The organism is Streptomyces sp. NPDC127114 (genome assembly GCF_042677525.1).
Classification (GTDB): domain Bacteria; phylum Actinomycetota; class Actinomycetes; order Streptomycetales; family Streptomycetaceae; genus Streptomyces.
This window is the reverse complement of sequence record NZ_JBHXTJ010000002.1, coordinates 1-12,863: the sequence shown is the minus strand read 5'-3', so window position 1 is coordinate 12,863 and position 12,863 is coordinate 1. Positions and strand designations below refer to the sequence as shown.

Genomic DNA, 12,863 nt, shown 5'->3' with positions numbered 1-12,863 from the left:
GTACAGACTCCAGGAGCAGCCGCCCGGCCTCCTCCTACTCCCGTCGTCGTACGCGCGAAGCCGCTGGCCGTACGACGACCCGGGGGCCCCTGCGGAGCGAGTCTCGAAGCGTCACCGAAGCCACGCACGTACGAGGAGCTGAACGACGATGAACACCTTCGCCCACGCGGGCCCAGGCCCCTGGGTCCTCTTCTTCCCGCTCGTCTGGGCGGCCGTGATCGTCACCGTGGTCGCCGTCCTGCGCCGCTTCGGCCGGCGCCGCCACCACGGCCCCGGCTTCCTCGGCGGCCCCGGCCCGTCCGCCGGCGTCGACGAGCGCTCGCCGATCGCGCTGCTCGGCCACCGCTTCGCGGCCGGCGAGATCGACGAGGACGAGTACTGGCGCCGGCTGACCGTCCTGGAGGAGCAGTTCGGCCGGCTCGGCGGGGACAAGGGGCGGCGGGCATGACCACGACCGCCCTCCCGGCCGCCACCCGCCGCGCCGCAGCCCGGGTCGCCGTGCCCCGGGCCTTCGCCGGCACTCCGGACGTCGTGGAGTGAGGGGACACCTCGTACGGGCGACGCCGCCGGTGTCGCCCGTACGAGGTGTGCGCGTCGGAACGTCGGCGCGTCAGTGAGCGTGCCCCTCAGTACGTCAGGGCCGGGCGCGCCGCCGCGGGCGTACGCATCGGCTCGTTCGGCAGGCCGAACGGGACCGGCTCCAACGGGAGGTCGGCGAACGGGCCGACGGTCGTGGCGCCGTGGACGACATGGTCGCGCAGGGGCGGGGCGACGGCAGGGGCGGGTGCCTGGAGCGTGAACCAGACGACCTTGCCGGAGTCGCCGTGCGGGCGGGCGCCCCAGCTCTCGCTCATCGCCGCGATGATGGCGAGGCCGCGTCCGGAGGTCGCGAACTCGTCGTTCGTGGCGCAGGGTTCGGCGACGTCCGGTATCCGGGGATCGTTGTCGCGGACGGAGACGGTGAGCCGGTCGAGGAGCAGCTCGACCTCGACGGTGCACGTCTTGTCCGGCTGGGCGTGCCGGTGGACATTGGTCAGGAGCTCGGTGACACCGAGCGTGGCATGGTCGATCAAGGCGTCGAGCTGCCAGTGGCGCAAGTGCGCCGAAACGATTCTGCGGACCTGACCGATCCGCGACGGCAGGGCCTGGAGCTCCACCGTGCAGTACCTGCTGGGCTCGCTGATCACGGCTGCGACTCCCCGAAGTGAGGTCCGGAAGAAGACGGAGGTTCGGATCTGTCATGCGGTGTAGCAGGACGGTGGCTGGTTCGCAGCGTCACCGCCGGTAAACCCTCGGTGAGGTGGTTCCAGGGTGAACCAGTGGTGACGACGCCGCAACTTGCGGCGACAACGCGCAGGTCAGAGCCGTGTCGCGGCCCGGAGTGCGGGCGTCTCACGGCCCGGATCGGACACGTCTGGCGGCTCGGGCCGTACACGTTCGGTGGCCCGGGCCGTATACGTCCGGTGGCCTGGGCCGGACACGTGTGGCGGTTCCGGCCGGTCACTCGTAACGGCTCGGGCCGTACACGTTCGGGCTCGGTCAGGAGTTCGTCGTGGCCTTCTTCAGGGCTTCGAGCAGGCGGCCGGAGCCCGAGATCCGGTAGCGGGTGCCGTTCACCGTCGCCACCGCCTCGTCGGGCCCGGCGAACCAGGGCCGGCCCGCGCGGACCTTGCCCAGCGGCGCGCTGTCGATCTCGCTGCCGTAACTCGTCAGGAGCGACAGCCGCCCGTCCTCGATGCGGACCTCGCCCGCACGGGTCAGTGAACGGGGCCAGCGGTCGATGCGTACCCCCGTGGCCGTGAACTCGGGCTCCGACATGGTGCTCCGCCCCCTTCGCGCAGAATGCCTGCCCCCAGTGTGCCGGGCCGCGGCCACCGGCACCAGAACGCCCTCGGCACCGGCGACTGCAAGGCACTCCTATGGAGCCTCAAAGGGAACGTTTGCCCAGGTGAGAGCGGTATTGTCGAGTGGTGGGCGACCCTCTGGGCAACGCCTGGGCAAGCCCGTGGGCAATCCCCGGGGCAGCACGAGAAGAGGCACGCACGCATGACCAGCACCGCAAGCCCGATGGCCACCGTCGACGTCGACCGCAGCGACGCCGCGTACCGCTCCTGGCTGAAGGAGGCCGTCCGCAAGGTCCACGCCGACGCCAACCGCTCGGCCGACACCCATCTGCTGCGCTTCCCGCTGCCCGAGAGCTGGGGCATCGACCTGTACCTCAAGGACGAGTCGACCCACCCCACCGGCAGCCTCAAGCACCGGCTCGCCCGCTCCCTGTTCCTCTACGGCCTGTGCAACGGCTGGATCCGGCCCGGCGCGCCCGTCATCGAGGCCTCCAGCGGCTCGACGGCCGTGTCCGAGGCGTACTTCGCCAAGCTGATCGGCGTCCCCTTCATCGCCGTCATGCCCCGCACCACCAGCCCCGAGAAGTGCCGGCTCATCGAGTTCCACGGCGGGCAGTGCCACTTCGTCGACGACTCGCGGACGATGTACGAGGAGGCCGCCGCCCTCGCCGCGCGCACCGGCGGCCACTACATGGACCAGTTCACCTACGCCGAACGGGCCACCGACTGGCGCGGCAACAACAACATCGCCGAGTCGATGTACCAGCAGCTGAAGCTGGAGCGCTACCCCGAGCCCGCGTGGATCGTCGCCACGGCCGGCACCGGCGGCACCTCGGCGACCATCGCCCGCTACGTCCACTACATGCAGTACGACACCCGCATCTGCGTGGCCGACCCCGAGAACTCCTGCTTCTTCGACGGCTGGGTGCACGAGGACCCGGACGCCACCGCCGACTGCGGCTCGCGCATCGAGGGCATCGGCCGGCCCCGCATGGAGCCGAGCTTCGTGCCCGGCGCCGTCGACCGCATGATGAAGGTGCCCGACGCGGCGAGCGTGGCCGCCGTGCGCGCCCTGGAGACCGCCATCGGCCGCAAGGCGGGCGGCTCCACCGGCACCGGCCTGTGGAGCGCGCTGAAGATCGTCGCCGAGATGGTCGCCGACGGGCGCACCGGCAGCGTCGTCACCCTCATCTGCGACCCGGGCGAGCGCTACCTCGACAAGTACTACTCGGACGAGTGGCTGGCCGGGCAGGGCCTCGACATCACGCCGTACAGCGCGGCTATCGAGCAGTTCCTTGCGACGGGAGTCTGGCCGGAGTGAGCCGCCGGTCCAGGCTGCGCATCGCGTCGCGGAACGACCTGCCGACGCCCGGCCGGGCCAGCCGCATGACCGTCCTGCACGCCCCGTTGCCGTCGACCGCCATGGTCCAGCGGACCCGGGTGCCGTCCGCGGCGGGGGAGAGGGCCCACTCCTCCAGGAGGGCGGTGACGCCCGGCGCGTTGGTCTCGTCGACCCGATACGCGTAACGGACGGCCGGGTCGCTCGCCAGGATCGTCTCGCGGAACTCGATCCCGCCGCGCAGCCGGACCGTCCTCCCGGCGCCGCCGTCGGTGGGCGTCGCGGCCGTGACCGCGGTGAACCACGCGGGAGTACTGCCCAGTTCCACCGCGAGCGAGCGGTAGACCGCGGCGGGCGGAGCGGTCAGGTCGGCGGTGAACACCAGGCGAAGAGGTGCTGACTCGGTGAAGTCGAGCTCCACCGGCCGGAGTCGGCGTGGCATGGCCGTTCCTCCCGTCGGACGGGTCGTGGGCCCACCACCGTAACTGACAACCCGTCAGTTACGCAGCAGTCCGTCGAGCGCGCGTCCGAACACGAGCCGTCCCGCCGCCGCCAGCGCCGGGTCGAGAACGGCCGGCACGCCCCACACCCGCAGCTCCTCGACCCACACCACGAGGCTGCCGCCCGAGGCCGTCCCGGACACCTCGAACGAGGCCCGGCCGCGCACCACCCGGCCCCGCTTCACCAGCCGGCACACACCCGTACGGCCCGGTGCGGGCGGCTCCAGGCGCACCACCTCCATCGGGTCGTCGAAGCCGAACCGGCCGACGCCCGTGCGCGCCGTGAAACGGGTGCCCACCCGGTCCGGGCCCGGCGTCAGGACCCTCGTGCGGGTCAACGGGACCAGCTCACCGTGCGCCGGCCAGTCCGTCAGCCGCCGCCACGCCTCGGCGGGCGGCAACGCCGTGACCCGCTCGATCCGGAACCGGCTCACTCCGCCGCGCCCGCCGCGTCCGGGCCCTCGGGCCCCTCGTCCGCGTCCTCCTCGCCCGCCACCACCAGACCCGGCAGATGCTCCGCCATCTCCTCGCGCACCCGCTCCGACACGCCCCGGTCCGTCACCAGCGTGTCCACCTCGTCCAGCGTCGCGAAGGAACTCAGGCCCACCGTCCCCCACTTGGTGTGGTCCGCGACCACCACCACCCGACGCGCCGAGCGGACCAGACGCCGGTTGGTCTCCGCCTCCGCCAGGTTGGGCGTCGACAGACCGGCCTCCACCGAGATGCCGTGCACGCCGAGGAACAGCGCGTCGAAGTGGAGCGAACGGATCGCCTGGTCCGCCACCGGACCCACCAGCGCGTCCGACGGCGTCCGCACCCCGCCCGTCAGCACCACCGTCGCCGCCCCGGGCCGCGGCTCCGCGCCGGAGCCCGCCGGCTGCGCCTCGTGGAACACGTCCGCGACCCGCACCGAGTTCGTCACCACCGTCAGGTCCGGCACGTCCAGCAGGTGCCGCGCCAGCGCGTACGTCGTCGTACCGCCCGACAGCGCGATGGCCGTCCCCGGGCGCACCATCCGCGCCGCGGCCCGGGCGATCTCCTCCTTGGCGCCCAGCTCGAGCTCCGACTTCGCCTCGAAGCCCGGCTCGTGCGTGCTCGTCTCGACCACCGGCACCGCGCCGCCGTGCACCTTGGCCACCATGCCCTGCCGGGCCAGCGCGTCCAGGTCCCGGCGGACCGTCATGTCGGAGACGTTGAGACGGCGGGTCAGCTCGTTGACCCGTACGCCTCCGCGACGGCGCACCTCGTCGAGAATCAGGGCGCGCCGCTGCTCCGCGAGGAGGTTCTGATTGTCACTCACCGCCGGTGCCGGTCCTTTCCGAGGGGAATCCAGGAAATCGGGTAAAGGGGCGTCGGATTCGGTGAGAGCGGTCCCGTCGGGCGCCGCCTTCCGCGATCCTGGTGCCTGCCGTCGAATCCTCCCACCTCGATCCTCCCACTCAGGAAGCGAGTCCCCGAAGTGTCCCCTGCCCCACCCGACCCGCAGAGCGGGGGTGCGGCGCTCGAACTGCTCGTCCACGGCGTGGGCGGAGCCACCGCGGCCGACATGCTGGACGACCCGCGCACGGTGCGGGTCACCGGTGACCGGACCGCGGCGATGCACCGCCGCAGGGACGACGTCGACGCCGAGGACCACCCCGAGCGGTACGCGGACCGGCCGGTCCCGGAGGCGTACTGCTGGTCCAACCTGACCTCCGGGAACGGCGCCCGCGCCCTGTGGCTGCTGCTCCTGCCGTTCATGGTCGCCAACCTCGCCCACTGGATGCGCCCGCCCACCGAGGGCCGCGCCCGGCTCGTCCGCCTCTACGGCGTCCTGGTCCGGCTCGTCGCGCTCACCCTCACCGTGCTCCTCACCGCCGCGGCCTGCGAGGTCGCCCTCGACCTCACGGCCTGGCAGTGCGCGGGCTCCGGCGCCTGTGCCGGACAGCGTTCCTGGCTCGGCTTCCTCTCCGCCGAGCGCGGCGGCTGGTGGTCGCAGCCCGGCCGCCGCCTCGCGCTCGCCGCGCTCGTCCCCACGGCGCTCGTCGGCCTGCTCTGGTACCTCTCCAACCGGACCTGGAGCGCCTACGAGGCCCAGCGCCCGCCCACCGGCTACGACGCCGACCCCGACGCACCCGCCGACCCGGCCCCCGGAGCGCAGGAGCCCGCCGGCTCCGACACCGAGGCCGCCGACGCCGCCAGCCCCACCGCCGCCACTCCCGTCGAACTGCGGCCCGCCCTCGGCCGGCCAGGATTCTGGTACGGCCGCCGGCTCGTCGCCCGGCTGCGCGCCGCCCACACCGCCGCCGGGTTCCTCACCGTCGCCGCCGCCCTCGCCGCGGCCGCCGCAGGCCAGGACCACCGGGCCGCGGCCGGCGGCGCGCGAGAACTCCTCGGCTGGCTCCTCCAGGGCGCCGTCGGCGTCCTCGCCGCCCTGGTGCTGTGGGTGGTCTGCCGCCGCGGCCGCAGCGAGAACCGGCTCGACCTGCGGATCGAACGCGCCCTCGTCTCCTGGCTGCCCGCCACCGCCCTGCTGGTCCTCGCGCTCACCGCCGCGCACACCGCCTGGTCCCGCCCCGGCTGGGTCTCCGCCGGCACCCTGCCCGGCAACACCGTCTTCGGCGTCCTCACCCTCGCCCAGGGCGGCCTGGTCGTCGCCCTCGGCGCCGTCGCCCTGCTCCTCCACCGGCCCCGCCGCGACCCCCGCACCGCCTTGTACGGCCTGGGCGGCCCCGCCACCGCCATGCTGGCCTGCGCCCTCGGCGGCGTGATGTCCGGCGGAGTCGCCCAGCGGGTCGCCGACTGGCTCGACGGCCCGGGCACACCCGGCACCGGCGACGGCCTCATCACCGGACCGCCCGTCCTGCTCAGCTGGCAGGCCTCCGTGATACCCGTCCTGCTCCTGCTGCTCGTCGTGCCCGCCGCGCTGCTCGCCGCCCGCACCGTGCTCGCCGCCCGCAGGCTCCGCACCGCCGTCGACGCCGACTACGGAGCCGCCGACCCGGACCGGCTGCGCACCGACCAGATCGCCGCGAGCCGCGCCCGCGCCGGGCTCACCGACTCCGCGCCCCTCCTCATCGGCGTCGTCTCCGGCGCCACCCTGCTCCTCGGCGCGGCCTCCGTCGCCGGCGCCTGGGCCAGCGGGAACGTCCCGGGCCGGGCCTTCGACGGCGCCCACCCGGCGATCGCCTCGGCCGCCACCGCCGCCCAGGCGCTCGGCTCCTGGATGATCGGCTTCGGCGCCCTCCTCTTCGTCACCTGGGGCCGCCGCGCCTACAAGGACGCCTCCGCGCGCCGCACCATCGGCATCCTCTGGGACGTCGGCACCTTCTGGCCGCGCGCCGCCCACCCCTTCGCCCCGCCCTGCTACGCCGAACGCGCCGTACCCGACCTCACCTGGCGGATGAGCTCCTGGACCCGGCGGACCGGCGGCCGGCTCGTCATCTCCGGCCACTCCCAGGGCAGCGTGCTCGCCGCCGCCGCGGTCTGGCAGCTGCCGCCCGCCACCCGCGGCCGGGTCGCGCTGCTCACCTACGGCTCGCCGCTCGAACGGCTCTACGGGCGCTGGTTCCCGGCCTACTTCGGCCCCGAGTCGCTGCGCGGCCTCCACCGCACCGTGCACTGCTGGAGCAACCTGTACCGGGCCACCGACCCGATCGGCGGCCCCGTCCGCGTCCCCGCCCGGGACGGCCGCCCGGCCGTCGACCGGGCCGAGCTGCTCGACCCCGTCGCGTACGGCCGCACCCGCGAACACCCGCTGCCCGAACCGATCCTGGGGCACTCCGACTACCAGGCCGATCCGGCCTTCGACGAAGCACGCACCGCACTGCTCGACCTGCTGCCGCCCGCACTGCCCCGGCAGCGCGACAACACCGCCGCCCCTCAGGCGAGTTCGGGAAGGTCCTCCGGATAGAGCAGGGTCAGGTCGTCCGTGCTCGGCTCCGCGAGCGCGGCGACCCGGCCCGCGTGCCGCTCCACCATCGCCTCGAACGTCTGCCGCGCGGTACGGCCGTTGCCGAACGTGGGGCCCTTCGGCAGCCCGGCGAAGTACTTCACCAGCGCCTCGCCGCTGCCCTCCGCGAGCCGGTACTCGTGCTCCTCCGCCTGCTGCTCGACGATCCGCAGCAGCTCCTCCGGCTCGTAGTCCGAGAAGCTGATGGTCCGTGAGAAGCGGGACGCCACACCCGGGTTGACGGTCAGGAAGCGCTCCATCTCCGCCGTGTACCCGGCCGCGATCACCACCACCGCGTCCCGGTGGTCCTCCATCAGCTTCACCAGGGTGTCGATCGCCTCGCGGCCGAAGTCCCTGCCCGAGTCCTCGGGAGCCAGCGCGTACGCCTCGTCCACGAACAGCACCCCGCCGCGCGCCCGGTCGAAGGCCTCCTGCGTACGGATGGCCGTCGAGCCGATGTGCTCGCCCACCAGGTCCACCCGGGAGACCTCGACCAGGTGCCCGCGCTCCAGCACCCCGAGGGAGGCCAGCACCTCGCCGTACAGCCGGGCCACCGTCGTCTTGCCCGTACCCGGGTTGCCGGTGAAGACCAGGTGCCGACGGGCGGACACCGCCTTCAGCCCGGCCTCCTGGCGGCGCCGGCCCACCTCGATCATGTTGGTGAGCGTCCGCACCTCGTGCTTGACGCTCTCCAGGCCCACCAGCGCGTCCAGTTCGCCGAGCACCTCCTGCGAGGAGCGCGCGGCGGCCGGAGCCGGCGCCACCGGACCGGGCGACACGGCGGGGGAGCGGGGCGCGGGGACCGTGTCGAGCAGCCCGCCCGACCGGGTCGCCGTCAGGACGCCGCCGGCCTGGGGCACCGGGTGGCCGCGCAGCTGGCTCTCGTCGCTGGTGCAGTCCTCGACGACCGGCCCGTCCTCGGGGAACTCGTAACCGCCGCGCGCGCACCGCTCCGTACGGCAGGTGCGCAGCGTGGTCCGGCAGCCGTCCATCACGTGGAAGCCGTACCCGCCGCTGCCGGTCACCCGGCAGCCGAGGAAGGAACCGCGGCCCTCCGCCGACACGTAGAAGCCGGCCTCGGCGGGAGAGGTGACCGTGCACCGCTCGATCGTCGGGTCGGCGCCCTTGGTGACGATGACGCCGGTCTGCACGGCGTCGATCGTGCAGCCGCCCAGCGTGCCGCCGCTGCCGTGGTCCCGGAACCAGGCGCCCGTGGACGCCTCGCGGATCCGGCAGTCGTCCAGCTGGGCGGTGGCCCCGTCGCTCACCGACACGGCCGTGTTCCGCACCTGCGACAGATCGCTGTCGACGACGTCGGCGCGCGAGCCGCGGTCGAGCACGAACAGCGCGTCGGGCACGTCGTGGACCCGGCACGCGTCCAGCACGGCCGTCGCGCCGTCGCTCACCCAGACCGCCGGGTAGTCCCCCGTGCTGTCGTGGATCTCGCACCGGTTCGCGTCCACCCGCGTGCCCGGGTCCCACACGGACAGACCGTTGCGCCCGAAGCGCCGCACCGTCGAACGGGTCAGCGTGAGCACCGAGCGGGAGCGCAGGTCCACGGCGTTCTCGGGCACGTCGTGGATGTCGCAGTCGGACAGGGTGAGCACCGCGTCCGTGTCCAGGGTGATGCCGTCGGCGGAGGTCCGGTGCACCGAGGAGTCGCTGAGGTGCGCGGTGGCCCGGGAGGCGATCTGCAGCCCGGCGCCCTTGGTCTCGTACACCTCGCAGCCGATGCCCTCCAGCGCGCTGCCCTCGCCGGTGACGGTGATCCCGGCGCCCGAGGCGTGGTGCACCCGGCACCGTTCGAGCCGCGGCTGCGCGCCGCCGCGCACGGAGACGCCGGACTGGCCGGCGGAGACGACCTCGCACTCCTCGAACACCCCGCCCGCGCCGTCGAGCACGGCGATCCCGACGCCCGCCGGGTTGTCGACCGTGGCCCGCCGGACCGTGGGCCGGGCCGTGCCGCGCACCTCGATCCCGGCCGCCGAGCGGGTGACGATCCGCAGGTCGAGCAGTTCCGGGCTGCCGTCCTCGACCAGCAGCGCCGGGGCGGCGGCGTCCTGCCCCTCGATGTGCAGGTCCTGCAGGGTGGCCGAGGCCCGCACGGTCAGCGGCACCCCGTCGGCGGGCGCGATCCGCACCGAGCCGACGGCACCGTCACCGCCCCGCAGGGTGACGGCCCGGTGGACCACCAGGTTCTCCCGGTACGTGCCCGGGGCCACGGTGAGGACGTCCCCGTCGCCCGCGGCCTCCAGGGCGGCGGCGAGAGAGGGGTACTCGCCCGTGCGGCGCCGCCACCGCGACGTGCCGGTGTGCGTCACCTGGACCGTGCCCTGTGCCATGGGTGTGCTCTGCCCCCACCTCGTGCGCCGTCGCTGAACCGATGCCCCACCGTAGCGCGCGCGGCGCCGTCGAGTTGACGGGTCGCCCGCCTCTCCGCCCCCAGGTCAGCTGCCCGTGCCCGTGCGCCCCCAGTCCGGACCGACCTGGGCCCACGCCCGGTCCAGACGCGCGTACCGCCGCCGCACCAGGCGGTGTACGACGAGCCGACGCGCGGTCTCGACCAGGAAGCCGGCGAGCAGGGCCACGGTGAGCCCCGCGATCAGCGCGTGGGCGCGGGCCGTCTCGGGGTGCATCGGCGGGGTCACGGCCCGCCCCGAGCGGTCGGTCCACAGCGGGAAGACGTCACCGGGATGCGCGTGCTCCCGCGCGGTGGTCACCGTGCCGGTGCGCGGGGTGCCGTCGGGCGCCGTCCAGTTCGCCACGACGGCGGGCCGCAGTCGCTGCTCCTCGCCCAGCTCGGCGCTCCGCTCCGGGCTGCGCTCGGTGGCGGCGCGCACCACCTGGGCGACGGTCGGGACCCGCTCCTCGTGCTGGAGGCGGACCGAGCGCTGCAGCGACGTGTTCGCGGAGACCCCGGCGGCCCAGCCGGCCGCCGGCACGGCCAGACACAGCAGCAGGGCGGCCGTCAGGGCCACCCAGGCCTCGACCAGGTCGGTGGTCCGGCGCAGGGGATTGTGCCGCCAGCGCCAGAGCCCGGTGGCTGCACGCACGCTCCGCACCCCCTCGTCTCGTCGACGGCCCGGAACGGGCCGGGCCGCCCGGCGTTTTCCGCTCTTCCAACGAGTGTGCCCCGGGGGCGGGTTCCGCGCCTGTCGGGAGGCAAATCAGTCGAGGATCTTGACCGGGTCGCCGACCCGGATGATCCCGCGCTGCTCGGGGACCAGGTTCTGGCCGAAGATCAGCCGGCTGCCGTCCTTGCGGTGCCGGGCCAGGGTGCGCAGCGGCTCCTTGCCGCGCTCACCGGTCCCCTGGTCGGTGGTGGTGACCACGCACCGGCCGCAGTTCCTGGCGACCCGGAACACGACGTCGCCGATGGAGAGCCGCCGCCAGCCGTCCTCGGCCCACGGCGCGGTGCCGTCGACGACGACGTTGGGCCGGAAGCGGTTCATGGGAAGGGGGCCCTCGTCGGCGTGATCGCCCTGGGCGATCAGGGAGTTGAGGGCGTCCAGCGAGGAGGTGGTGGTGACGAGCAGCGGATAGCCGTCGGCGAAGCTGACGGTCTCGCCGGGCAGCGCGTAGTCGGGGTCGACGGGCCGGCGCCGGGCCGGGTCGTCCATGTGGACGAGCCGCACGTCGCCGCCCAGATAGGCGCGGAACCACGCGTCCGCCGAGGGGTCGGCGGGCACCGCCTCGACCTTCGTGCCGAAGACGTCCACCGTGACCGTCCCGCCCGCCGCGGAGGGGCGCGGCACCTCCACCGTCAGCGGCTCACGACCGGGCCCGGACAGCCGGACGCCGCCGTCCGGGAGCAGCTCGGCCGCGGCCAACGCCAGCCGTGCGTGCTGGCGTTGGGTGACGACCTTGCCCACGGTGTCCACCACGGTCCAGCGGCGGTCGCCGGCCAGTCCCCATGGCTCGACCTCCGCCTCCGCGGGGGAGAACCCGCGCAGTGCCTTGACCGGGTGGACGTGGACGGAGCGCACAACAGGAATCGGCATGCCCTCATCCTGCCAGTCGCCCCGCCGCTCCGGGAATCAGTATCCGCGGCCCTGGTACGGGCGGTTGTACGGGTCCTCGTACGGCGCGGGCGCGGCGGGTCGCGGGGCCGCCGGGCGCATCGCCTCGTACCCGCCGGCCGCCGGGCGCGGCTGCTGCGGCGCCTGCGGGCCCGGATAGCCGTAGCCGCGCGAGGCGGCGGGCTGCTGCGGGATGTACGGGGTGGGCGTGGGCTGCAGCGGCACGGGGGCCATCAGCTGGGTCGCCGGAGCGTGGGCGGCGGGCGCCATCTGCGGCGCGGGCTGCGGATAGCCGTAGCCGCCGTGGCCGCCGTAGGCGGGGGCGGGCTGCGGGGTGGGCGCCGCCGGGAGGGCGGGCAGGGCCGCGGGCAGCGCCGGCAGATAGCTGCTGCTTCCGGAGTAGCCGTTGCCGGTGTCGTACGCGGAGGGCACTCGGATCGGGGCGATCTGAGGCGTGCCCCGTTCTGCGACGAGGGAGTCGTAGATCGGGGTGTCGGGGAACGACGGCGCGGTGTAGTAACCGCCTCCGTAGGTGGAGCGCGGGGAGGTCATGGCCATAAGTTAAGCCCACGATGTGCTGGTTGGGGAGCCCCCAACTCCGGGTCATCCGATTTACGCTGTTTTTGGCCAGCTGACCTGCCAAAACATCGTTAAAGGCCCCGTTAACAAAAGGCATACCCGGAACTCGCGGCTATCGCGGGATTACCGGAAGTAACTGCGGTGTGGCGGCAGCCCGGCCGGTCCCGTCCGGACTGCCGCTCGTCACCGGCTTCCGGGGACTCACGACACCCGGACGGGCTGTCCCCCGACGAAGGGGTGGTCGCGCTCGACGAGTCCCTGACCGGCGGCGCCGCCGGGCGAGCCGAGCTCGTCGAAGAACTCGGCGTTCGCCGTCCGGTACGCCTTCCACTCCGCCGGGAGGTCGTCCTCGTAGAAGATCGCCTCGACGGGGCAGACGGGCTCGCAGGCACCGCAGTCGACGCATTCGTCCGGGTGGATGTACAGGGACCTCCGGCCCTCGTAAATGCAGTCCACCGGACATTCGTCGATGCAGGCCTTGTCCTTCACGTCGACGCAGGGCTGCGCGATGACATACGTCATGGTGACTCCTCGTCAAATCACTGGGGGAGAACGTCCGGTGGCGGCCGGGTCAGCCGGCGACGGAGACGGTGGGCTCGCCGCTCGTGACGCCGTCCTTCTCCATCTGTTCGGCGATCTTCATGGCCTCGT

13 protein-coding genes are annotated in these 12,863 nt (G+C 73.9%); 3 read left to right on the top strand and 10 right to left on the bottom strand.

Features of this window, described 5'->3' with window-relative positions:
- Positions 1-148 precede the first annotated feature (148 nt).
- Positions 149-448 carry an SHOCT domain-containing protein gene (locus ACFVGS_RS02260; RefSeq protein WP_384409649.1) on the top strand — a complete coding sequence of 100 codons (300 nt, stop codon included), beginning with the start codon at positions 149-151 and terminating at the stop codon, positions 446-448.
- A 178-nt stretch (positions 449-626) separates the two neighbouring features.
- On the opposite strand, the gene ACFVGS_RS02255 is transcribed toward ACFVGS_RS02260, so the two are convergent.
- Together ACFVGS_RS02255 and ACFVGS_RS02250 are read right to left on the bottom strand one after the other, a co-directional pair.
- Positions 627-1,187 carry an ATP-binding protein gene (locus tag ACFVGS_RS02255; protein ID WP_384409646.1) on the bottom strand — a complete coding sequence of 187 codons (561 nt, stop codon included), beginning with the start codon at positions 1,185-1,187 and terminating at the stop codon, positions 627-629.
- Between the two features lie 352 nt (positions 1,188-1,539).
- A complete protein-coding gene (locus ACFVGS_RS02250) occupies positions 1,540-1,818 on the bottom strand; it encodes a hypothetical protein (protein WP_384409644.1) in 279 nt (92 codons plus the stop codon).
- Positions 1,819-2,046: 228 nt separating this feature from the next.
- On the opposite strand from ACFVGS_RS02250, the gene ACFVGS_RS02245 reads away from it, so the two are divergent.
- The gene (locus ACFVGS_RS02245; RefSeq protein WP_384409642.1) at positions 2,047-3,165 is read left to right on the top strand and encodes a PLP-dependent cysteine synthase family protein; all 1,119 of its coding nucleotides are present in this window, start codon (positions 2,047-2,049) and stop codon (positions 3,163-3,165) included.
- On the opposite strand, the gene ACFVGS_RS02240 is transcribed toward ACFVGS_RS02245, so the two are convergent.
- From ACFVGS_RS02240 to ACFVGS_RS02230, 3 genes are read right to left on the bottom strand one after another with little or no spacing between them, the layout of a single operon-like run.
- Positions 3,125-3,625, bottom strand: a complete 501-nt coding sequence (locus tag ACFVGS_RS02240; RefSeq protein WP_384409640.1) for an SRPBCC family protein — start codon at positions 3,623-3,625, stop codon at positions 3,125-3,127. The two genes, ACFVGS_RS02245 and ACFVGS_RS02240, sit on opposite strands and share 41 nt — an antisense overlap.
- Positions 3,626-3,679: 54 nt before the next feature.
- Positions 3,680-4,117, bottom strand: a complete 438-nt coding sequence (locus ACFVGS_RS02235) for an SRPBCC family protein (RefSeq protein WP_385689543.1) — start codon at positions 4,115-4,117, stop codon at positions 3,680-3,682.
- Entirely contained in the window at positions 4,114-4,983 is an 870-nt protein-coding gene (locus tag ACFVGS_RS02230; RefSeq protein WP_385689540.1) for a DeoR/GlpR family DNA-binding transcription regulator, read from the bottom strand. The genes ACFVGS_RS02235 and ACFVGS_RS02230 overlap by 4 nt, the downstream gene beginning before the upstream one ends.
- Positions 4,984-5,142: 159 nt before the next feature.
- Here ACFVGS_RS02230 and ACFVGS_RS02225 point away from each other — a divergent pair, with 159 nt between their 5' ends.
- Positions 5,143-7,575: a hypothetical protein gene (locus ACFVGS_RS02225; protein WP_385689537.1), complete on the top strand. Its 2,433-nt coding sequence runs from the start codon at positions 5,143-5,145 to the stop codon at positions 7,573-7,575.
- Here ACFVGS_RS02225 and ACFVGS_RS02220 read toward each other — a convergent pair.
- The 5 genes from ACFVGS_RS02220 to fdxA all read right to left on the bottom strand — a co-directional run bounded on the left by ACFVGS_RS02220 (position 7,545) and on the right by fdxA (position 12,734).
- Positions 7,545-9,956 carry a right-handed parallel beta-helix repeat-containing protein gene (locus ACFVGS_RS02220; protein ID WP_385689534.1) on the bottom strand — a complete coding sequence of 804 codons (2,412 nt, stop codon included), beginning with the start codon at positions 9,954-9,956 and terminating at the stop codon, positions 7,545-7,547. The two genes, ACFVGS_RS02225 and ACFVGS_RS02220, sit on opposite strands and share 31 nt — an antisense overlap.
- 105 nt (positions 9,957-10,061) lie before the next feature.
- Complete coding sequence (locus tag ACFVGS_RS02215; RefSeq protein WP_384409630.1) at positions 10,062-10,667, bottom strand: hypothetical protein; 606 nt, start codon at positions 10,665-10,667, stop codon at positions 10,062-10,064.
- A 114-nt stretch (positions 10,668-10,781) separates the two neighbouring features.
- Positions 10,782-11,615: an MOSC domain-containing protein gene (locus ACFVGS_RS02210; protein ID WP_385689531.1), complete on the bottom strand. Its 834-nt coding sequence runs from the start codon at positions 11,613-11,615 to the stop codon at positions 10,782-10,784.
- Positions 11,616-11,651: 36 nt separating this feature from the next.
- Positions 11,652-12,185, bottom strand: a complete 534-nt coding sequence (locus ACFVGS_RS02205) for a DUF6643 family protein (RefSeq protein WP_384409626.1) — start codon at positions 12,183-12,185, stop codon at positions 11,652-11,654.
- 228 nt (positions 12,186-12,413) lie between these two features.
- Positions 12,414-12,734, bottom strand: coding sequence for a ferredoxin (gene fdxA / locus ACFVGS_RS02200; RefSeq protein ID WP_384409624.1), 321 nt, complete (start codon positions 12,732-12,734; stop codon positions 12,414-12,416).
- Positions 12,735-12,863: the final 129 nt, after the last annotated feature.

What these genes read in the sequence shown, in the direction of transcription:
- ACFVGS_RS02260 (WP_384409649.1), top strand. Translation starts at nt 149, where the DNA reads ATGAACACCTTCGCCCACGCGGGCCCAGGCCCCTGGGTCCTCTTCTTC.
- ACFVGS_RS02250 (WP_384409644.1), bottom strand. Translation starts at nt 1,818, where the DNA reads ATGTCGGAGCCCGAGTTCACGGCCACGGGGGTACGCATCGACCGCTGG.
- ACFVGS_RS02245 (WP_384409642.1), top strand. Translation starts at nt 2,047, where the DNA reads ATGACCAGCACCGCAAGCCCGATGGCCACCGTCGACGTCGACCGCAGC.
- ACFVGS_RS02240 (WP_384409640.1), bottom strand. Translation starts at nt 3,625, where the DNA reads ATGCCACGCCGACTCCGGCCGGTGGAGCTCGACTTCACCGAGTCAGCA.
- ACFVGS_RS02220 (WP_385689534.1), bottom strand. Translation starts at nt 9,956, where the DNA reads ATGGCACAGGGCACGGTCCAGGTGACGCACACCGGCACGTCGCGGTGG.
- ACFVGS_RS02210 (WP_385689531.1), bottom strand. Translation starts at nt 11,615, where the DNA reads ATGCCGATTCCTGTTGTGCGCTCCGTCCACGTCCACCCGGTCAAGGCA.
- ACFVGS_RS02205 (WP_384409626.1), bottom strand. Translation starts at nt 12,185, where the DNA reads ATGACCTCCCCGCGCTCCACCTACGGAGGCGGTTACTACACCGCGCCG.
- fdxA (WP_384409624.1), bottom strand. Translation starts at nt 12,734, where the DNA reads ATGACGTATGTCATCGCGCAGCCCTGCGTCGACGTGAAGGACAAGGCC.